Consider the following 20477-nt stretch of genomic DNA (forward strand, 5'->3'; position numbering starts at 1 on the left):
TATAACGTCCGGCTAGCGATTTAATCAGCCTACAGAGGGGATCGCTGTACGGAGATCTGTCGGAGGACCTGCCGCGTCGCCTCTAACGGGTATTTTCGTTAGTTCGTCGGGGGTCAGGTCCAGGTGGTGCGGTCGTTGGGGTAGAGGCCGCAGGCCGTGAGAACATGCCCCGCGCCGGGGCCGGCCGATGGGCATATTCGGGTCATGCCCGGTCCCGGGCGCGAAGACTGGGCATGTCCTCCTGGGGAAGTGGCCCGAGGCCCCGGCGGAGCCACTGCACGTGCCCCCGGATCAGGACATGCCCCGCGCGGGGGCCGGCGAATGGGCATATTCGGGTTATGCCCGGTCCCGGGCGCGAAGACTGGGCATGCCCGGTCCCGGGCGCGAAAACTGGGCATGTCCTCCCGGGCCCGAAGACTGGGCCTCAACCCCCGACGAGTTACAGAAAATGACCGCTAGCGATTCAGTCCGAAGCAGCTTCTTCCGCGGCTTCGCCCCGTTCCACGATGTCACCAGTCTTAAACAGGATGCCGTTGGCTGTTTCGCGCCACTTCGGCGTGCGTCGCAGCAGGAACTCGAGCTCCATGCTGAAGTGTTTGAACTCCTCACCCAGGGAGTCCTCCATGATGGCGCGCGCTTCGGCATCAGGCTCAACCGAGATTCGCTGCACGTACCAGCCGATCGCCTCGGCTTCTTCACTCAGCGACGCACACATCCGCGCAAAGGTGCGGGTTTCTGCAGATAGTTCCTCGGGTGGTTCGTGGTACTGGTCGGCGCCCATTCGTATCTCCTTCTCCCGGCTGTTATTGGCCTCCGCCGCCGCAGACCGTGCCGAGGGTCTGGCCGGCAGCGCTGTACTGGGCCTGAAGATCCTGGACCTTCGCGGAGTCCGGGTTGGCCTTCGCAGACTCATCAAGGTACTCGATGATGGACTTGAGCGGAGCCTTCAGCTCATCCGAGGCGGTCGCTGCGACGGGCCTGAGCCGGTTGGCGAGACGGGTCATGCCGGCCTTGTCCGAGTTGGACGTCGGGCCCGAGCCGACGGACTGGATCCGGGTGCAGGTCTCCTCGTTGCTCGTTGCCGGGGCGGCCGAGCAGCCGGCGGCGCCGAGCAGGGCCGCGGCAGCGATCAGGACGGTGAGGGTCTTTTTCATGGTGTACTCCGGGTTTCACGGGTCAGACGATAGTGGCAGTTTGTCGAGTCTACTGTGGGGGACAGCTTCTTCCGGCCCGGCGTCGCAACAATGCTGCACGCCAAGGACTGCTGGTGACTGGTCTCAAATGATGTCAACTCCGCCGAGTTCCATCTCGGCAACGGCATCGTCAAGGTCTTCGGCCACCCCCACGGTCAGGGCGCGCAGCACCGTCACCGAGTACCCGGCCTGGACGCCGTCCAGCGCGGTGGCCCTCACGCAGTGGTCGGTGGCGATCCCCACCAGCACGACGTCCTCGACGTCGTGGCTCTGCAGCCAGTCGTCGAGTCCGATCGCATCCTCGCCAGCGGCGAAGTCACTGCCGGCGAGGTCACTGCCGGCCACGTCACTGCCGGCGTCGGCCGTGCCAGCCACGTCACTGCCGGCCCCGATTCCGGAGACGGGCATGCCGCCGGGCTTACGGTCGCCGGTGGGGACGGCGTCGTCCGGGGCCAGCAGCCCCTCAAAGCCGGAGTAGGCCGCCGTGTACTGGCCCTTGCGGAAGTAGGCCTGGATGTATTCGGTGTCCAGATCCGGATGCAGCTCGGCCCCGCGGGTTCCTGCCACGCAGTGCCGCGGCCAGCTGTCCACGAAGTCCGGCTCCTCGGAGAAATGCGCACCCGGCTCGATATGCCAGTCCTGGGTGGCGACAATGTGGTCGAACTGGCCGTGGTGCGAGTCGACGTATTCGCTGATCTCTGCGGCAAGCTCCGACCCGCCACCGACCGGCAGCGAGCCTCCTTCGCAGAAATCGTTCTGCACGTCAACGATGATCAGGGCGCGGGACATTCAGTACTCCTCGTAGATGGTGGGGATGGCCGGTTCGCCGCGCTGCAGCCGGTTGACCACGGCCGGAAGCTCCCTCATGGTGTCCGCGTGGCGGCGGCGGGCGCGCACTACGCCGTCCGGTCCGGTCCAGCCGGGCAGGAGCTCGCCGTTCTTGATGAACTGCTGGAGCAGCGGACGGTCGTTGCCGTCATCTTCCGGCCGACGGCCGACGCCCACGATTTCCTGCGTTGCCGTGCCGCGTTCGTTGAGTTTGCGCAGGGCGTATTTACGTCCGCCCTTGCTGGTCTTGTTCTTGGCGGTCTTCGCCACCGGGACGAACTCGCCGGCGTCGTCCGTGCGGCTGACCAGCTTGTAGACCATGCTCGCCGTCGGGGCGCCGGAGCCGGTCACCAGCGAGGTGCCGACGCCGTAGGAGTCCACCGGGGCGGACTGCAGCGCCGCGATGGCGAACTCGTCCAGGTCCGAGGTGACGATGATCCGGGTGCGTTCATTGCCGAGTTCGTCGAGGAGTTGGCGGACCCATTGCGCCTGCGCCACGAGGTCCCCGGAGTCCAGGCGCACCGCGCCGAGTTTGTCCCCGGCGAGTTCGACGGCGCTGCGGACGGCTGCCTCGACGTCGTACGTGTCCACGAGAAGGGCGGTGCCGGCTCCCATCGAGGCGATCTGTGCCTCGAAGGCCTCGCGTTCGGTGTCGTGCAGGAGGGTGAAGGAGTGCGCGGCCGTGCCCACCGTCTTGAGCCCGAAGCGCAGGCCGGCCGCCAGGTTGGAGGTGCTGTCGAAGCCGGCGATGATGGCGGCACGGGCGGCCGCGACGGCGGACTCTTCCTGGGTCCGGCGCGAGCCCATTTCCACGCAGGGCCGGCTGCCGGCCGCGGTGATCATGCGCGAGGCCGCGGAGGCGATGGCGCTGTCGTGGTTGAGGATCGAGAGGACGTACGTCTCGAGGATGCAGGCCTCGGCGAAGGTGGATTCGACAATGAGGATGGGGGAGTTGGGGAAGTACGCCTCGCCCTCCGCGTAGCCCCAGATATCGCCCGAGAAGGAAAAGCCTGCCAGATACTCCAGGGTCCGCTCGTTGACCACCTTGGTACGGCGCAGGAAGTCGATCTCGGCGTCGCCGAAACGGAAGTCCGCGATGCCCTCCAGCAGGCGGCCGGTGCCGGCGACAATCCCGTAGCGCCGGCCGTCCGGCAGGCGCCGGGCGAAGGCCTCGAACACTGACTTGCGGTGGGCGGCGCCGGAATGCAGCGCGGCCTGCAGCATGGTCAGCTCGTAATGGTCGGTGTACAGGGACGTGCGGGGACGGTCCCGGCCAGCTGAGGTACTCACAAATTCACTCTAGTGCGCATCCCCATAGAATGGACAGATGACCCTTAGCGTTGCGCTCGGCCCTGATACAGAGGCGGGCACCAAGACCGGAACAGCGGCGTCCACCGACGTCCTGACCGCCCCAGACATCCCCTGGAACCTCGTGATCTGGAACGATCCGGTAAATCTGATGAGCTATGTGAGCTACGTCTTCCGCAGCTATTTCGGCTATTCGGAGTCCAAGGCCAACAAGCTCATGATGGAGGTCCATAAGAAGGGCCGCTCAATCGTGGCGCACGGCAGCAAGGAACAGGTGGAGCAGCACGCGGTCGCCATGCACGGCTACGGGCTCTGGGCCACGGTGGAAAAGGCGACCGGCGGCGGCGACGGCACAGGATCAGGCAGGGGCAAAGGAAAACGTGGCTAAGGCATTCACCTACGGGCTCAAGGGCATCACCGGCTACCTGGAGCCGGCCGAACGGGAACTGCTGCGCAGCCTCTTCGACGACGTCATCTCCATGCTGGAGCCGGAAGAGCGCGCCAACCAGGACCCCCTCGCCGCGCTGGTGGGGCTGGACACCGAGGCCCGCGAACCCTCGGACCGCGCCCTGAAGCGGCTGCTTCCCAACGTCATGAAGAACGACGACGACGCCTCCCTCGAGTTCCGCCGGTACACCGAGCGCTCGCTGCGGGAGAACAAGATCGGCGCCCTGAAGGCCGCGGCCCTGGGCCTGGACAAGGACGAACTGCTCCTCACCCCGGCCGATGCCCGGCACTGGTCCACGGCGCTCAACGACGTCCGGCTGGTGCTGGCCGAACGCCTCGACATCCGCGACGACGCGGACGCGGAGCATGTCCACCTCATGCAGGACTGGTCGCAGGCCGAAGACGTGGAAAGCTACCTGGCCCTCGTCTACAACTTCACCACCTGGCTGCAGGAGTCCCTGGTCCAGGCCATGCTGCAGTCGATCGAACCGCGCGGCTGAACGGGCGCGTTTGCGCACGTCCTGTGACTCACTAGACATGAGTCGCACGCCACAATGTGATGGCCGCACCCCCGGCTAAGCCCTATCCTCGAATAATCATGACAACAGCTTCGAACATTGATCCGGCAGCGGAAGCTGTTGCGGACTCCCGGGTGAGCAGCACCGCAACCAGCCAGCTGGGATCGCGGCCCATCGGGGTGTTCGATTCAGGCGTCGGCGGCCTCACCGTTGCCCGCTCCATCATCGACCAGCTGCCGAACGAATCCATCCTGTACGTCGGAGACACCGCCCATGGCCCTTACGGACCGCTCCCCATCGCCGAGGTGCGTGCCAACGCCCTGGGCGTGATGGACGAGCTGGTGGACTCCGGCGTCAAACTGCTGACTATCGCCTGCAACTCGGCCTCCGCCGCCGTGTTGCGGGACGCCCGCGAACGCTACACCGCCCGGTACGGGATCCCCGTGATCGAGGTGATCCAGCCGGCTGTACGGCGCGCCGTCGCGGCCACCCGCAGCGGCCGCGTCGGCGTGATCGGCACCTCGGCCACGGTCGGATCCCGCGCCTACGAGGACACCTTCGCGGCCGCCCCGGACCTGCAGATCACCTCCGTGGCCTGCCCGGCGTTCGTGCCCTACGTGGAGGCAGGCATCACCACGGGGCCGGAGCTGCTCGCCGTCGCCCGCGAATACCTCGCACCGCTCACGGCCGCCGGAGTGGACACCGTGGTGCTTGGCTGCACGCACTATCCGCTGCTCACCGGCGTCATCTCTTTCGTCTTGGGGGAGGACGTCACCCTGGTCTCAAGCGCCGAGGAAACTGCCAAGGACGTCTACCGTGCACTGGCGTCCCGCGGGCTGGAGCGGACCGATGCCACGGCCCCGTCCCACACCTTCATCGCCACCGGGGACGCCGCGCAGTTTGAGCACCTCGCCCGGCGCTTCCTGGGCCCGGAAGTCCTCAGCGTCCGGCACGTGGACCATGTCGCGGCGCAGTACCCCACCGGAAGCCTAGCCAGGATCACCCCGGAAATGATCGCCGCCGCGCAGGCCGGCGCGGGCCGGCCGCGGATCTCCAACTTCGTGGCGCCGTCTTCCCTGCGGGGGCCAGGCCTGTGAAGCTGACCATCGTTGGCTGTACCGGATCCTTTCCGGGCCCCGGCTCGCCGGCGTCGTGCTACCTGCTCACCGCCAATGACGGCGAGCGGAACTGGAAGATCGTCCTGGACCTCGGCAGCGGCGCGCTCGGCGCCATCCAGCGGTACACGGACCTCGAGGACATCGACGCGATCTTCCTCACCCACCTGCACCCGGACCACTGCATGGACCTGTGCGGGCTGCACGTTGCGGTGCGCTGGAAGCCGGGCGGCTGGGGTCGGGGCCGGATCCCGGTCTGGGGACCGGCAGCGACAGCGGACCGGATGGCTACCGCCTACGGCCTGGAGCTGGACCCGGGCATGCACGAGGAGTTCGATTTCAGCAACTGGGCCGAGCGCACGCCCGTCAGGATGGGGCCGTTCACCGTCACGCCCTACGCGGTGAACCACCCAGTCCAGGAGGCGTATGCGCTCCGTGTCGAGGTCACCGAGCCGGGCAAGGACGGCACCGCGGTCAGCCGTGTGTTGAGCTACTCAGGGGATACGGACTCCTGCAGCGGGCTTGAGGACGCAGCGCGGGACGCCGACCTGTTCCTGTGCGAAGCAGCCTTCGAGGAGGGCCGCGACGACGGCATCAAGGACGTCCACCTGACCGGCAAACGCGCCGGGGAAGCGGCCAAGGCCGCCGGTGCCCGCCGCCTGCTCCTGACCCACATTCCGGTCTGGACGTCCGCGAGCACTGTCATGGCGGAGGCCAGGCCGGTGTTCGGCGAAGACGTGGCCGTCGCCGTCGCGGGCGTGCACTACACGGTCTGAGCCGCCATCCGGCCCGCCGCGCTTCCTCGGCAGGGCCCCACAGCACCCTCCCTCACTTTTTGCAGGAAAACCACCGGTCCTCCCGCACATTTGGCAGGAAACACTCAAACGCTCCCTCACGCGATGTGCGGGAGCGTCCGTCATCGGGCAGCAGGATCTGCGGCAGCGTCGGGTGAAACCGTGCGGGATCGGAGGGAGCGTCCGTCATCATGCAGCAGGATCTGCGGCAGCGTCGGGTGAAAACGTGCGGTATCTGCGGCAGCGTCGGGTGAAACCGTGCGGGATCGGAGGGAGCGGCGGGTGGGTCAGAGCAGGCGGCGATCGGGCTTGCGCACCGCAGGCGCGCCGGGGCCCCGCGCTAAGTCGATAAGCTAAAGGCATGACTTCCGAAGCCCTTGTTACCCCCGTCATCCGCGCCGATGGCCGCACCCCCGACCAACTCCGGCCGATCAGCATCACCCGCGGCTGGTCCAAGCAGGCCGAAGGCTCCGCCCTGATCGAATTCGGCAACACCCGGGTGCTGTGCACGGCTTCCCTGACCCAAGGCGTCCCGCGCTGGCTCAAGGGCGAGGGCCGCGGCTGGGTCACTGCCGAGTACGCCATGCTGCCCCGCGCCACCAACACCCGCTCGGACCGCGAGTCGGTCAAGGGCAAGATCGGTGGCCGCACCCACGAGATCTCCCGGCTGATCGGACGCTCGCTGCGCTCCATCATCGACACCAAGGCCCTGGGCGAGATCACGATCGTGCTGGACTGTGATGTCTTGCAGGCCGACGGCGGCACCCGCACCGCCGCCATCACCGGCGCGTACGTGGCCCTCGCGGAGGCCATCCGCTTTGCCCGCGAGAACAAGATGCTCGCCCGCAACGCCGAGCCCCTGATCGACACCATCGCCGCCGTCTCCGTCGGCATCATCGACGGCATCCCGATGCTGGACCTGCCGTACGTCGAGGACGTCCGGGCCGAGACCGACATGAACGTCGTGGTCACCGGCTCCGGCAAGTTCGTGGAGGTCCAGGGCACCGCCGAAGGTGCCCCGTTCGACCGCGACGAGCTGAACAAGCTGCTGGACCTGGCCCTGCTGGGCACCGAACAGCTCGCCGCCATCCAGCGCGAAACGCTGGCGGAAGCCCCGTGACAGCAAGTCCTGACCAACCGGGGCCGGCACCGGTTCTGGTGCTGGCCACGCACAACAAGGGCAAGCTGCGTGAGCTCCGCGAACTGCTGCGCGGCCAGGTGCCCGGGCTCGACGTCGACACCCAGGTGGTGGATGCCGGCGCCGTCGGAGCCCCCGACGTCGCCGAGACCGGCGTGACCTTCGCCGAAAACTCGCTGCTGAAGGCCCGTGCCGTGGCGCAGGCCACCGGGCTGGTCGCGATCGCCGACGACTCCGGGCTCGCCGTGGACGTGCTCGGCGGCGCACCGGGCATCTTCTCGGCCCGCTGGTCCGGCCGGCACGGGGACGACGCCGCCAACCTGCGGCTGCTGCTCGCCCAGCTGGCCGATGTGCCGGACGAGTACCGGGGCGCCGCGTTCGTCTGCGCTGCGGCGCTGGCCGTCCCCGGATCCTCCCCGGAGGAGGTCCGCGAGGTGGTGGAGTACGGGCAGCTGGAAGGGACGCTGCTGCGCGAGCCCCGGGGTGCCGGCGGGTTCGGTTATGATCCGGTGCTCCAGCCGAGCGGCCTGGACCGCAGCTGCGCGGAACTGAGCCCCGAGGAGAAGAACGCCATCAGCCACCGCGGCCAGGCCTTCCGGGCGCTGCTCCCGGCGATCGTGGAGGCGCTGGCCGGTAAGTAGCCTGGCCACGGCTCAGCGATCATTGGTTCAACTCAGTGATCGTTGGCTAAAACAGCGTTCATTGGTTAAACACGGAAGGCGCCCCCTCGGTGAGGGCGCCTTCCGTGTCTAAGGACGTGGCTTACGGGGTGTTGCGTTCGTCTTCGGGCTCGTGCTCTTCGACGAACTCTTCCACGGGATCCGTGCCGTACTTCTCGGCTTGGCGCTTGGCGATGAAGCCGCGGATCACTTCGATGCCGATCGGGATGACCGAGACCAGCACAATGAGGATGAAAATGATGTCCAGGTTCTCCCGGACCCACGGCACCTTGTCGCCGAGCAGGTAGCCCAGCAGGGTGACGCCGCCGCCCCAGAGCACTGCTCCGATGGCGTTGAAGAGGAAGAACTTGCGCTTGTCCATCTGGGCCACGCCCACGATCACCGGGACGAAGGTCCGGATGATGGGGACGAAGCGGGCCAGGATGAGGGCCTTGCCGCCGTGCTTTTCAAAGAAGGCGTGGGCGCTTTCCACGTTCTCGCGCTTGAACAGCTTGGAATCTGGCTTGTTGAAGATGGCCGGCCCGGCCTTTGAACCGATCAGGTAGCCGGCCTGGTTGCCGATGATTGCGGACACGATGATCAGGGCCGCGAAGGCCCAGATGTTGAATTTGATCGTGTCTGTCGCGACCAGGAGTCCGGCCGTGAACAGCATCGAGTCGCCCGGCAGGAAAAAGCCGACGAGCAGGCCCGTTTCGGCGAAGATGATGCCGCAGACCAGCAGCACAACCCAGGGCGCGAGGGCCGGATCAGCCAGAAAGACCTGCGGGTTGAGCCAGTCGGGAAGGAGCGAGGAAAGGTGTGGCTGCACCGGGCCGGCCCCGCCGATCGTGGACACGGCAAAGTCGCTGATAGCTAAAAGGTTCACCCGTTAAGGGTACTTGACGGCCGGCGTCGGGCGTTGCGCCGGCGTTCTCCAGAGGCACCGGCGGCCGGGGCGACGGACCCGCCGTCGATGCGCGCGGGAGGGCCGGCGGGCGGTAAAGTCGAGGCGTGGGTTTGGACTTTACGGCGATCGACTTTGAGACCGCGAACGGCTTCCGCGGTTCACCGTGCGCCGTTGGCCTCAGCAAAGTCCGCGGCGGCGTGGTGGTCGAGGAAGCGTCCTGGCTGATGCGGCCGCCGGAAAACCACGACCGCTTCGACCACCACAACGTCCGGATCCACGGCATCCGTCCGGAGCAGGTGGCCGGGCTTCCGCGCTTCGGCGAGCTGTTCCCGGAGATCGGCGCCTTCATCGGCGGCGACGTGCTCGCGGCCCACAACGCCGCCTTCGATCTCGGCGTGATCCGCTCCGGCCTGGAAGTCTCCGGGATGCCGGGCCCCGCCTACGATTACGTCTGCACCGTGATGCTGTCCCGGCGTTGCTACTCGCTGGTGTCCAACTCCCTGCCCTACGCGGCCGAGGAAGCCGGCGTCCCGCTGGTGAACCACCACGACGCCGCCGAGGATGCCCGCGCCTGCGCCGGCATCCTGATTGACATCGCCGCCCGGAACGGCGCCGGGAGCATCGCGGAACTCTACCTCTCCCTGGGCCTGACCGTGTCCCGCCAGCCGGCCTTCGATCCGCTGCGCGACCCGCTGTCCAAGGCCAGCCAGTCGGCCCTCGAGGCGCTCGCCGCCGGACCGGGCCTGGCCCCCGCGGTCCGGGCGTTCCAGCCCGGCTGGCCCGAGGAAGGCGCCAACCCGCTCCCGAACGCCGACGCCGAGCACGGCCACCCGCTGTTCGGCCAGACCGTGGTGTTCACCGGTGAACTGGCCATTCCCCGCCCCGAGGCCAAGGTCCGCTCCGCCGAGTTGGGCGCCAGGCCCGAAAGCCGCGTCACCGCCCGCACCACCGTCCTGGTGGTGGGTGACGGCTTCGTGGCCGCCGACCTGCGCTCCGGACGGATCACCGGCAAGGCCCGGCGGGTCCTGGAACTGCACGAGCGGGGCCAGCGGATCGAAGTCCTCTCCGAAGGTGAATTCCTGCAGATGGTCGGAGGCCACGTGGCCCCGGTGACGATCGCCTGAAGCCGCGGTCGAGGATGGCGGGATGGGTCATACGGCGCAACAAACATTTCCCCCGGGTCCACCCGCTCCTAGCCTTGGGTGATGAGCGAACTGATCGACTGGCGGACGGTGTTCGCGTTCCCCAATCCCGTCAACGAGTACTCCGCGCGCATCACGGCCGCACTCGTTGTGCTGCTCTCCGTGGTGACCCTGCTGACCGGCTTCGGCTGGGGACTGGCAGTGATCGCCGTCGGCTTCTGGCTGCGCCTGGGGTTCGGCCCGCGGATCTCGCCGTTCGGGATCCTCTCCGTCAAGGTCCTGACGCCGTTGCTGGGGAAGACCCGGCTGGTTCCCGGGCCGCCGAAGCGCTTCGCGCAGGGCATCGGTGCGGCTATGTCCACCGCGGCCGCCATCCTGCTGGCCGCCGGACTGGCGCCGGCCGCCTGGATCCTGCTGGGCCTCCTGATTGTGGCCGCGTCCCTGGAGGCTTTCGCCGGTTTCTGCCTCGGCTGCGCCATCTTCGGCTTCCTGCAGCGCCGCGGCCTGATCCCCGATGGCGTGTGCGAGGCCTGCAACAACATCTCGCTCCGCGCTTAGATACATCAACCACAGACGCCGCGGGCATCAAACCGCGTGCATCAAGCCGGTTTGGACAACCGGCGCCGGGTCAGGGGCCGGTGACCGCTGCCAGCCGCGAGGCCATGCCCCGAATGACGTCCGGGGCTTCCAATGCCTCAAGCCACGCTTCCGGCAGACACTCCTCGCCGTAGAACGTGCCCAGGATGTTTCCGGCAATAGAGGCCGTCGAATCGCTGTCCCCGCTGTGGTTCACCGCGAGGGCGATCGCCGCGCGGAAGTGGGCCTCCGGGCGGCCGGCGGCCGCCGCCGTCGGGTCCGGCTCGCTTTGATAAGGCTCGCTTTGATAAGGCTCGGTGGGATCCGGTGCGGTGGCGAGCACCGCGTAGAGTGCGACGGCGAGTGCCTCCTCTGCCACCCAGCCTTCACCGAGTTCCCGGACCAGTTCCTCGGGGTCCAGGAGTTCCCTGGCCTCGCCCAGGTGCAAGGCCGCTTCGAGCCGGGCGATGAGGTCCGGATCAGGCTCTTCACCCTTGCGCAGGTGACCTGCGTCCAGCTGTCCCAGCGCGAAGTCTGCGGCCTCGCGGAGGCCGTTGCCCGCCGTCAGGGCATGGATGACCAGGCTGAAAACGCCGGCGCTCTGCCGCGCCGCGGGGTGCCCATGGGTCAACGAGGCGGCATCGGCACTGAGCTTGTAGACGGCTTCGGCGGCGATGTAGGGGACCAGGCCGAACGGTGCCGAGCGCATCACCGTGCCGCAGCCTTTGGACTCCGGATTGACCGGCCGGTAGAACGTTCCCATCTCACCGGTGGCCAGACCGCTCAGGCACGCGTTGCCGGGGGCGCGGCGGTGCTTGAGGACCTCGTGCGAATCGATCCAGCGGGGAGGCTGGAACGGGGCCGCTTCCGGAACCGGGACGCCCTGGGTGCCGAGCCAACGCAGGTAGGCGAGCCACAGGCAGGCATTGGTGTCTGCGCCCACGCCCGAGTTCGCCCATTCCAGTGCCTCCAGCAGCCCGTCCACGGTGTAGAGCGTGAGCTGGGTGTCGTCGGAGAAGTGGCTGCCGCCGTCGAGCGCTGAAAAGTCCTGCAGCCCCTCGGGGCCGAACTTCGCCCGGATCGCGGAGATGTCGTCGAACTCGACGGCGTAGCCGAGTGAATCACCCAGGGCGCCGCCCAGCAGACAGCCGTGGATGCGGGATTCGTGGGTCGGGGCGGGTGGCGGCGCGGGGGCCGCTGCGGGGGTGGTGCGGGGCTCGTTGCTCATGGCTTCCAATTTTACCCGCCCGGTAGGGTGCTGTTGAGGACAGGCCGGGCGCCGGCACACCCGGACAACGTCCAGACTCCGCTGGCAGACTGGCTCGCAGACCATACTCCCGGACGTCGGCTTGCCGCGCGCCGGGCGGCGTGCGGGCTGCAGGCCCGCAGACCGCACCGCAGACCCCAAGCGAAGGACTTCCTGGACATGAGCACGCCCGCGTCAGCCCCCGGGACGGCCGCCCGGCCGTCCGCCGCCCTTGACGATCCACAGCCGCCCGGACTCCTGGCCCGGGTGTCCGCCGAGGCCTTCGGGACCTTGTTCGTGGTGGTTGCCGGCCTGGGCGTTCCGCTGTTCACCATTCCGCAGTCGAACCCGCTCTCCGCCTCCCTGGCCGCGGGCCTGGCCCTCACCGCGTCGATGCTGGCCTTCGGCTACCTCTCCGGCGGCCACTTCAACCCCGCCGTCACGGTGGGGAACGCCATCGCCGGCCGTATCCGCCTCACGGACGCAGCGGCCTATCTGGGCGGCCAGCTGCTCGGCGCGCTGCTCGGTGTAGTCACGCTCTTCGGCATCCTGCGCACCATCCCCACGATCAGCGACACCCGGGCCGCGTTTGACACCGTCACCGCGGGGTTCGGTGGGCACTCCGTCATCCAGGCCCCGATGGCCGGCGCCCTGCTGGTGGAGGTCCTCGGCGCCGCCCTGCTGGTGGCGGTCTACCTCGGCACCGCCTCGGGGCGGAACCCGTCCCGGGCAGCGGCACCGTTCGCCGTCGGCCTGACCATGGCCGTACTGCTGCAACTCGGCCAGGCAATCGGCAACACCCCCTTCAATCCGGCCCGCGCCACCGCCTCGGCGATCTTCAGCAACGCGGACGCACTCGGCCAGCTGTGGCTGTTCTGGGCGGCTCCGCTGGTGGGCGCGGTCCTCGCGGGACTGGTTTTCCGCGGCTTCGCGCAGGCCAGACCCGCCACGGCCTCGGTGCCGGACGCAGCACCGGAGCCGGAAATCGACGACGACGAGCCGGACACCGGGGACGCCGGCATCACTGAGCCGGCCGGCACGGCCGGGGTGGGGACCGCGGACGTGGAGGGCGGCAGCGACGACGCGCGTGACTTCTTCGACGGCAAGCGCGGAAATCGCGGCAAGGCCGGCGGGTAGTCCCCATCCTGAGCGGTGGCACAATAGCGGTGGCACAATACTGTCGGTGGCAGCCGATACCGTAGGACCATGCGGTTATTGCACACCTCGGACTGGCATTTGGGCCGGTCGTTCCATGGCGTCGGGATGCTTGACGCCCAGCGCGCGTTCATCGACCAGCTCGTCACCTTCGTGCGGGATGAATCGGTCGACGTCGTCCTCATCGCCGGCGACGTGTACGACCGCGCCCTGCCCGGGGTGGACGTGGTCGGCCTGCTCGACGACGCCCTCGTGCGCCTGACCGGTACCGGCGCCCAGGTGGTGCTGACCAGCGGCAACCACGATTCGGCCATCAGGCTCGGGTTCGCCTCCAGGCTGCTGGAACGCGGCGGAGTGCACTTGCGCACGCGCCTGGCCGAGCTGGACAAACCCGTGCTGTTCCCGCTCGACGGCGCCAGCGACGCTACGGGGCCCGTGCTGGCTATCTACGGCATTCCCTGGCTGGAGCCACGGCTCGTGGCCGGACAATTGGGGGTCGAGACCGCCAGCCACTTCGAGGTGACGCGGGCCGCCACCGCCCGCATCCGGGCCGATATTACAGCCCGGGCCGGGACCCGGACCGTCCATTCCGTGGTCCTGGCGCACACCTTCGCGAGCGGCGGCATCAGCTCGGACAGCGAGCGGGACCTGAGCATCGGCGGAGTCGGCGCCGTCCCGCTGGATCTCTTCGACGGCTTCGGCTACACGGCGCTGGGCCACCTGCACGGCCGGCAGGAACTGTCCTCCGCCGTGCGTTACTCCGGGTCGCCGCTCGCCTACTCCTTCTCCGAGGCCAAGCACAGGAAGGGCAGCTGGCTCGTGGAGGTGGACGCCGCCGGAATCGGCGAAGCCCGCGAAGTGCTCTGGGAAGCACCCCGGGCCCTGGCGGTGTTGCGCGGCAAACTGGACGAGCTCCTCTCCGCCGAAGGCCTCGCCTGGGCCCAAACCGCTTACTGCCAGATCACCCTGACCGACGCGCAGCGTCCGGCGCAGGCCATGGAACGGCTGCGTGCCCGCTTCCCCGACACCCTGGTGCTGGGGTTCGACCCGGAAGGAGCCGGCGCCGCCGCCAGGACCAGCTACAGCAGCCGGCTCGCTGAGGCCGACGACGACCTGTCCATCTGCTGCGGCTTCCTCGAGCACGTCCGCGGCCGTGGCGCCGACGACGCCGAATCCGCCGTCCTCGCCGAAGCCCTGGAAGCCGTGCGCCTGGAAGGAACATCGCTGTGAGGATCCACCGACTCGAAATCTCCGCCTTCGGCCCGTTCGCCGGCACCGAACACATCGATTTCGACCGCCTCAGCACGCACGGGCTGTTCCTCCTGAACGGGCCCACCGGCGCCGGAAAGACCAGTGTCCTGGACGCCATCTGCTTCGCGCTTTACGGCTCGGTGCCCGGCGCCCGCCAGGACGGCAAACGGCTGCGCAGCGACCACGCCGAGGCCGCCGCGGAGCCCCGCGTCACGTGTGAGTTCTCCGCCCGCGGCCGGCACTTCGAAGTCTCCCGCTCGCCCGCCTGGGACAAACCCAGCGCCCGGGGCAAAAGCGGGTTCACCGTGCAGCAGGCCAACACGCTGCTGCGCGAACGGGTCGACGGCGAATGGATCGAAAAGTCCGGCCGCAACGACGAGGCCGGCGCCGAGATCGCGGACATTCTGGGGATGAAGCGGGAACAGTTCACCCGGGTGGTCATGCTGCCGCAGGGCGACTTCGCGGCCTTTCTCCGGTCCAAGCCGACGGACCGCCTTGAGCTGCTCCAGAGCCTGTTCGGTACCCAACGCTTCGAGTCCGTGGAGCAGGAACTGGCACGGCAGGCGAAGGCCGCCGGCGTCGAGGTTGCCGGTCTCAACAGCAAGCTGGAACTGCTGCTTGCCCAGGCCGAGGCGGAGACGGCGGCCCTCGAGCTCTGCACCGCGGAGGCACCGGACCGGGCCGATCCCGACGAGTTCCTGGCCTGGCTCGAGGCCAATGCCGCCTCAGCGGCGGCTGAGCGCCAGACGGCCGCCGCGGAGGCCGAGCGGCTGCGCGTCGAACACGCGGCCCAGCTGGACGCCGCCACCGCTCGCGCCGCCCGCCACGCGAAACTCGCCGCCGCAGAACGCCGCCGGGCCGAAGCAGCGTCCGCCGCCCCGCTGCTGACGGTCAAGATCGAGAAGCTGGGCCTGCACCGCAAGGCGGAAGTGCTCGGCGGACAGCTGCAGGCCGTGGACAGTGCCGAAGCGGCCGAGGAGCTCGCAGCCGCGGCCATGACCGGTGCGGCAGAAGAACTGCGCACCGCGGCGCTCACCGACCCCGAGTTGTCCTCCCTCCGGGGCGGAGCCACGGACAATCCCCCGGGTGCCGGCGGTACCCCCGGCCGCGGTCTCAGCGGCAGTCCCGCCGTCGGGCTCACCGTCGGGCTCATCGACAGTACAGGCCTCCGGACCTCCCTTGCGGGTCTCCGGTCTGTCCGGGCGGTGCTGGAGGAACGGTTGCCCGACGAAGGCAGGCTTGCCGGGCTGAAGACTCGCACCACCCAGCTGCGCATGACGCTGCAGCAACTGGAAGCAGGACGCCGCGCCGGCGCTTTGGCTCTGCAGACGCTCCGGGCTGAATCCGACGCCCTGCTCGTCGGACTGCGCCCACTCGAAGAGCTCGCGGCAGAACTCCAAGTGCGCAGCAAGGAAGCCGCCGCCGCCGAGGAACTTGTCATCATGGTCGGGCGCTACGCCGCCGCCCTGGCTGCCTGCGGCGCGGTCACGGAACGCCACCGCCTCGCGCGGGACGAGCACCAGGACCGGCGCCAGCGCTGGCTTGATCTCCGTGAGGAACGGCTTGCCAACGCCGCCGCCGAGCTCGCGTCCCAGCTGCAGCCCGGCATCCCCTGCGCAGTCTGCGGCAGCCCCGAACACCCGGCTCCCGCCCCGGCCGCAGCCTCCGCCCTGGCCGTCGCCGAAGCGGAGCAGGCGGCGCAGGACGCGTGCGAGGCCGCGGAAACAACCCTGGCCGCGCTCGAACGCGAACTGGCCGACGCCCAGCAGGAAGTTGCCGTACTGGCGGCCCAGGGTGGCAACACGGCGCCCGAGGACGCCCGGGTCGAGGCGGCGCTGGCAGCGGAACGCGCGGCCGCGGCAGGACGGGCGGCACAGGAGCTTTCAACAAGCCGGGCCCGGCAGGCGGAGCTCGAAGAAGAAATCACCGCCGCCGAATCGGCACTGGTGGCCGCCGCGTCCGGGACGGCCCAGACGGAATCCATGATCGCCGAAGTCCAAGAACAGGCGAATGCCCTCGAACTCGCGCTCGGTGAACGCCGTGCCGGGCATGCCACCCTGGGCGGGCGCATCACCGCGCTCAAGGGGACCGCGGCCATCCTTGAACGGGCGGAGGAGGGGCGGACCAGGCTGGAACAGGCCGAGACCCGCACCGGGGAGGCCCGGACACAGCTGGAGCAGGCACTGCCGTCGTCCGGTTTCGAGTCCGCGGAGGCGGCCCGGGCCGTCATGCTCCCTGCGGGCGATGCCGCAGGCCTCGAAGCCTCCGTCCGGGCGACCCAGGACGAGGCTGCCCGGATCGAGGAACTCTTCGCCGGCGAGGAACTGGCGCTCGCCGTCCGTGAGCTGGAATCCGACGGCCCCCTCGGGGACGAGTTCCTGGCAGAGCTCCGCTCCGGCGCAGCCACCGCGGAAATCGCTGCACGGCAGGCAATTCTCGCCTCGGGTCTCGCGGAGAAATCCCTGCAGACGGTGGGGCGGATTGCGGCCGCCTATGCGGAGCTTGCCGCCGCCGGCCGGGAGCCGCGGGAGCGGGCGGCACTGCTGAACGCCGTCGCCGACGCGGCCCGCGGTGCGGGGGACAACAACTACAAGATGAGCCTGAACAGCTATGTGCTCGCGGCCCGGCTCGAACAGGTGGCTGTCGCCGCCTCGGAACGGCTGATCGGCATGAGCGATGGCCGTTACACCCTGCAGCACACGGACGCCAGGGCAGCCCGGGGGGCCAAATCCGGGCTTGGCCTGGAGGTCGTGGACCAGTGGACGGGGCAGCGCCGCGACACTGCGACGCTCTCCGGAGGCGAGTCGTTCATGGCCTCGCTCGCGCTGGCGCTCGGGCTGGCGGACGTGGTGCAGCAGGAGTCCGGCGGCGTGGACATCGAGACCCTCTTCGTGGACGAGGGCTTCGGCAGCCTCGACGAACAGGCCCTGGAACAGGTGATGGACGCCCTCGAAGGGCTCCGGGACGGCGGCCGGGTGGTCGGGCTGGTGAGTCACGTGGCGGAGATGAAGCAGCGCATCAGCACCCAGCTGCAGGTGGTCAAGCAACGCAACGGCTCCACCCTCCACATCTCCGACGACGCCCAGCTCTGATGACTTCCCAGCTCTTAGGACCGCCCAGCTCTTAGCTTAGGACCGCCGGCTCGGCTATAATCGGAGGGTTACCGGGTCGCGCGCATCGGGAGGAGGGACGATGCGCATCATTGAACGAACCCGGAATCATGAACCCTTCAACGTCTCCCTTGGCGCCCGCTTCCACACCGCCCGCTCCCGAAGCCTCCCATGACCCTGAGCCCGCGCCTGAGTCAACGCCCCGCACCGGCCGCTTCGCCCGGCTCCCGCTGCTGGCAGGCCGCAGCTTCATCCCGCTGGGACTCTTTGCCCGGCTTCCCCTCGCCATGCTGACCGTCGGGGCCCTCACCCTGGTCACGGCCGTGACCGGTTCCTATGCCGTCGGAGGAGCAGCAGCCGGCGCGGTCGGCATCGGCTCCGCGCTGGGCGCTCCCGTTCTCGGCGCGCTGGCAGACCGGCTGGGCCAGCGCCCGGTGCTGGTGTTTGCCGCGATCTTCAACACCGTCGCCGTCATCGCGCTGATCCTCGCCGCCTACCTGATCCCCGGCGGACAGGAGATGGCCACGGCCGTCCCCGTGCTTGCCGCCGCGTTCGTGGCCGGTGCCAGCTGCCCGCAGGTGGGCCCGCTGGCCCGGGTCCGCTGGATGGCCCTGACCTCCCGGGGCGGACGCGAAGCCAACTCCGCCGATCTGGACACGGCACTGTCCTACGAAAGCACCGCAGACGAACTGACCTTCGTGCTGGGCCCCGCGCTGGTGGGGATCCTCGCCAGCCTGATCGCACCCTGGCTGCCGCTGGCGCTCGCCGCCGCGCTCACGATCACCCTGGTCCCGGCGTTCGCCGTGCACCACACCCACCACGCGGTCATCCGGACGCCGGCGCGCACCCCGGCCGCTTCGGCACACGAGAAACAGCGCCGCAGCGCCATGCCGGTCCGCCAGCGGGTGGGGGGCTTCGCCGCCGTCGCCCTTCCCGTGCTGGCGATGGTCTGCATGGGCACTTTCTTTGGCTCGACGCAGACCTCGCTGAGTTCCTTCTCCGCCAGTTTTGCCACCTCCGAACTGGCCGGGCTGCTGTTTGCGGTGATGGGCCTGAGCTCGGCCGCGACCGCGCTCTCGGTCGCCTACTGGCCCCGGCGGTTCACGGTCAATGCCCGCTGGCTGGCCTGTGCGGCGCTGATGGCCGGCCTCGCCTTGCTGTTGCTGCTGCCCTCGACGGCGCTGCCCATGGTCCTGGTGCTGCTGGTCCTGGGGTTGCCCGTGGGCCCGCTCATGGTCACCGTCTTCGCCATCGGCGGGCTGGTGGCCCCGGCCGGAAAACTTGGCACGACCATGACCGCGCTGGCCAGCGGCATCGTCGCCGGCACCGCGCTGGGATCCTCCATTGCCGGGCAGCTGGCTCAAAACCACGGCTACTCCACCGCCTTCCTCGTGCCGGTCTGCGCCGCCTCAGCGCTGTTCCTGCTGGGTGCCGCGGCCGGCGTCGTCCTCCACAGCAAGAGGACGACGCCGTCACCCCAGGCCCCCAACTAGCCAGCGGTAGTTGTCGTTCTGAGCCCTGAAAACGACAACTAATGCGAGCCAGTTGGGAGGGGGGACGGCGAACTCTTGGGCCGTCAGCCCAGCTGGCTTTCGATGCGCGCGGCGCTCGCGGTCAGGGCCGCGGCAACCTCCTCAGGGTTCTGGGATGAGCGGATGTAGACGACGGCGAGGGTTGCCGGCCGTCCGCCCGGCACCCGGATCGGCACGGCCAGCGACGATACCCCGGCTATCACCTCGTCATGGCTGGCGGCGTAGCCCCGGCGGCGGGCCTCGGCGGCCTCCGCGCGGTAGGGGACCCCGGGCGCGGCAGCGTTCCATTCCTGCTCGGAATGCGCCGACTGGATGGCGATGCCGGGGGCGCCGGCGCTGATCGGATGCCGGGAGCCGGGGTGCTGGACCACGGTGGCCCCCGTATGCCGCGGATCCACCGTGACGAGCGTGACGCAGTCCTCGTGGTCCCAGACCGCCACGAAGGCACTCATGGTCAGTGCGTTGGCGAGCTGGGTGAGTTCCGGCAGGGCCGCCGTCTGCAGGCTGCGCGAGACTCCCCGGGCCAGCACGGCAAGCCCGGGACCTGGCTGGACCCGGCCGCCGTCGTCGCGCACCAGCAGGGAGTGGTCCTCCAGGGTGCGGAGGATGCGGTAGGCCACGGAGCGGTGGACGCCCATGGCGCCGGCGAGTTCGGCGATGGTCAGCGGCTGCTGGGCCTCGGCAAGGATTTCCAGGGCGCGGATGCCGCGGGACAGCGTCTGGGACGGGGAGGCCTGGGCACTGCCGGCGTTCGGGGTCATGGGGTCCATCCTAGGGGCGGGCTTTCGCGGTGCCGGGGACGCCGTGAGCGGACCCTTGTGTTCCCGCTCACAGTGCGCTAGCGTTCTATATGGGAACTACGTGTTCAATTATAGAACAGATTCGGATTTAGAACAGACTGATGTGAGAACGCAGCCCCACGAGACCATCACCAATTGCAAGGGATCGATGATGATTGCCAAGCCCCGCGCCGAGCCTGTTGCGGCCGTCCCGGGCCGCAGCGCCGCACCCCGCGCCAATCACTTCCGCGGCAGCCTGGGACGGTTCGCCACCGGCGTCGCGATCGTGACGTTCGACGGCGTCACCAAGCGCCACGGCATCACCGTGAATGCCTTCACCTCGGTCTCCATGGACCCGCCACTGGTGCTGGTGAGCATCGCCCGCACCACCAGGGCCCACGACGAACTCGCCGGCCGGCCCTTCACGGTCAACATCCTCGGTGCCGAACAGCGCCATTTGGCGATGCACTTCGCGGGCCGTCCCGGCACCGAACCGCTCTGGGTGGAAGGCGAAACGGCCCCGCGGCTCTCGAATGTGCTTGCCTATTTCGAATGCAAGCCCTGGGCGGCGTACGACGGCGGCGACCACACCCTGTACATCGGCGAGGTGGTGGACTTCAATTACCGCAACGGCGACGCCCTGGCCTTCGCCAACAGCACCTTCACCACCATCCCGGAAAGCCAGCTGGGCATGGAAGACCTGCTCTGACGCCCCACCGCCTCAAGGCATCACCGCTATGACGACACAGCTTCAAGACAATACAGCTCAAAGACGACTG

Annotated in this window: 20 protein-coding genes; 13 read left to right on the forward strand and 7 right to left on the reverse strand. The window is 68.9% G+C overall.

Annotated elements, in window-relative coordinates:
- Positions 1–463: 463 nt before the first annotated feature.
- The 4 genes from ABIB26_RS03620 to ABIB26_RS03635 form a co-directional block, all read right to left on the reverse strand.
- A complete protein-coding gene (locus ABIB26_RS03620; protein WP_354239667.1) occupies positions 464–781 on the reverse strand; it encodes a ferritin family protein in 318 nt (105 codons plus the stop codon).
- Positions 782–803: 22 nt separating this feature from the next.
- Positions 804–1154: a hypothetical protein gene (locus tag ABIB26_RS03625; RefSeq protein ID WP_354239669.1), complete on the reverse strand. Its 351-nt coding sequence runs from the start codon at positions 1152–1154 to the stop codon at positions 804–806.
- A gap of 123 nt (positions 1155–1277) precedes the next feature.
- The gene (locus tag ABIB26_RS03630) at positions 1278–1982 is read right to left on the reverse strand and encodes an isochorismatase family protein (protein ID WP_354239671.1); all 705 of its coding nucleotides are present in this window, start codon (positions 1980–1982) and stop codon (positions 1278–1280) included.
- Entirely contained in the window at positions 1983–3311 is a 1329-nt protein-coding gene (locus ABIB26_RS03635; RefSeq protein WP_354239673.1) for a nicotinate phosphoribosyltransferase, read from the reverse strand.
- A gap of 37 nt (positions 3312–3348) precedes the next feature.
- On the opposite strand from ABIB26_RS03635, the gene clpS reads away from it, so the two are divergent.
- From clpS to rdgB, 6 genes are all read left to right on the forward strand, one after another.
- Positions 3349–3717 carry an ATP-dependent Clp protease adapter ClpS gene (gene clpS / locus ABIB26_RS03640; protein WP_354239675.1) on the forward strand — a complete coding sequence of 123 codons (369 nt, stop codon included), beginning with the start codon at positions 3349–3351 and terminating at the stop codon, positions 3715–3717.
- Positions 3710–4276, forward strand: coding sequence for a DUF2017 domain-containing protein (locus ABIB26_RS03645; protein ID WP_354239677.1), 567 nt, complete (start codon positions 3710–3712; stop codon positions 4274–4276). The genes clpS and ABIB26_RS03645 overlap by 8 nt, the downstream gene beginning before the upstream one ends.
- A 59-nt stretch (positions 4277–4335) precedes the next feature.
- Positions 4336–5391 carry a glutamate racemase gene (gene murI / locus ABIB26_RS03650; RefSeq protein ID WP_354239678.1) on the forward strand — a complete coding sequence of 352 codons (1056 nt, stop codon included), beginning with the start codon at positions 4336–4338 and terminating at the stop codon, positions 5389–5391.
- Entirely contained in the window at positions 5388–6185 is a 798-nt protein-coding gene (locus tag ABIB26_RS03655; protein ID WP_354239680.1) for an MBL fold metallo-hydrolase, read from the forward strand. Before murI ends, ABIB26_RS03655 begins: the two co-directional genes overlap by 4 nt.
- Positions 6186–6564: 379 nt before the next feature.
- Positions 6565–7323, forward strand: coding sequence for a ribonuclease PH (rph, locus tag ABIB26_RS03660; protein ID WP_354239682.1), 759 nt, complete (start codon positions 6565–6567; stop codon positions 7321–7323).
- Complete coding sequence (gene rdgB, locus ABIB26_RS03665) at positions 7320–7982, forward strand: RdgB/HAM1 family non-canonical purine NTP pyrophosphatase (RefSeq protein ID WP_354239684.1); 663 nt, start codon at positions 7320–7322, stop codon at positions 7980–7982. Before rph ends, rdgB begins: the two co-directional genes overlap by 4 nt.
- Positions 7983–8103: 121 nt before the next feature.
- Here rdgB and ABIB26_RS03670 read toward each other — a convergent pair whose 3' ends face one another.
- Positions 8104–8871 (reverse strand): VTT domain-containing protein, encoded by a 768-nt coding sequence (locus ABIB26_RS03670; protein WP_354239849.1) that lies wholly within the window; start codon positions 8869–8871, stop codon positions 8104–8106.
- Between the two features lie 140 nt (positions 8872–9011).
- On the opposite strand from ABIB26_RS03670, the gene ABIB26_RS03675 reads away from it, so the two are divergent.
- On the forward strand, positions 9012–10031 hold the full coding sequence (locus tag ABIB26_RS03675; RefSeq protein WP_354239686.1) for a 3'-5' exonuclease: 1020 nt from the start codon (positions 9012–9014) through the stop codon (positions 10029–10031).
- 81 nt (positions 10032–10112) lie between these two features.
- Complete coding sequence (locus tag ABIB26_RS03680; protein WP_354239688.1) at positions 10113–10607, forward strand: DUF4395 domain-containing protein; 495 nt, start codon at positions 10113–10115, stop codon at positions 10605–10607.
- Positions 10608–10677: 70 nt separating this feature from the next.
- Here the strand turns inward: ABIB26_RS03680 and ABIB26_RS03685 are convergent, their stop codons facing one another.
- The gene (locus ABIB26_RS03685) at positions 10678–11853 is read right to left on the reverse strand and encodes an ADP-ribosylglycohydrolase family protein (RefSeq protein WP_354239690.1); all 1176 of its coding nucleotides are present in this window, start codon (positions 11851–11853) and stop codon (positions 10678–10680) included.
- A gap of 198 nt (positions 11854–12051) precedes the next feature.
- Between ABIB26_RS03685 and ABIB26_RS03690 the strand changes: the two genes are divergently transcribed.
- From ABIB26_RS03690 to ABIB26_RS03705, 4 genes are all read left to right on the forward strand, one after another.
- Positions 12052–13008, forward strand: coding sequence for an MIP/aquaporin family protein (locus ABIB26_RS03690; protein WP_354239692.1), 957 nt, complete (start codon positions 12052–12054; stop codon positions 13006–13008).
- A gap of 69 nt (positions 13009–13077) precedes the next feature.
- Positions 13078–14256 carry an exonuclease SbcCD subunit D gene (locus tag ABIB26_RS03695; protein ID WP_354239694.1) on the forward strand — a complete coding sequence of 393 codons (1179 nt, stop codon included), beginning with the start codon at positions 13078–13080 and terminating at the stop codon, positions 14254–14256.
- Entirely contained in the window at positions 14253–17369 is a 3117-nt protein-coding gene (locus tag ABIB26_RS03700; protein WP_354239696.1) for an AAA family ATPase, read from the forward strand. The genes ABIB26_RS03695 and ABIB26_RS03700 overlap by 4 nt, the downstream gene beginning before the upstream one ends.
- Positions 17370–17497: 128 nt before the next feature.
- Positions 17498–18880 carry an MFS transporter gene (locus ABIB26_RS03705; RefSeq protein ID WP_354239698.1) on the forward strand — a complete coding sequence of 461 codons (1383 nt, stop codon included), beginning with the start codon at positions 17498–17500 and terminating at the stop codon, positions 18878–18880.
- Between the two features lie 83 nt (positions 18881–18963).
- Here the strand turns inward: ABIB26_RS03705 and ABIB26_RS03710 are convergent, their stop codons facing one another.
- Positions 18964–19680 (reverse strand): IclR family transcriptional regulator, encoded by a 717-nt coding sequence (locus ABIB26_RS03710; protein ID WP_354239700.1) that lies wholly within the window; start codon positions 19678–19680, stop codon positions 18964–18966.
- A gap of 187 nt (positions 19681–19867) precedes the next feature.
- Here ABIB26_RS03710 and ABIB26_RS03715 point away from each other — a divergent pair, with 187 nt between their 5' ends.
- Positions 19868–20407 (forward strand): flavin reductase family protein, encoded by a 540-nt coding sequence (locus ABIB26_RS03715; RefSeq protein ID WP_502913617.1) that lies wholly within the window; start codon positions 19868–19870, stop codon positions 20405–20407.
- Positions 20408–20477: the final 70 nt, after the last annotated feature.

The sequence above is a fragment of the Arthrobacter sp. UYEF20 genome (assembly GCF_040546335.1).
GTDB lineage: Bacteria > Actinomycetota > Actinomycetes > Actinomycetales > Micrococcaceae > Arthrobacter.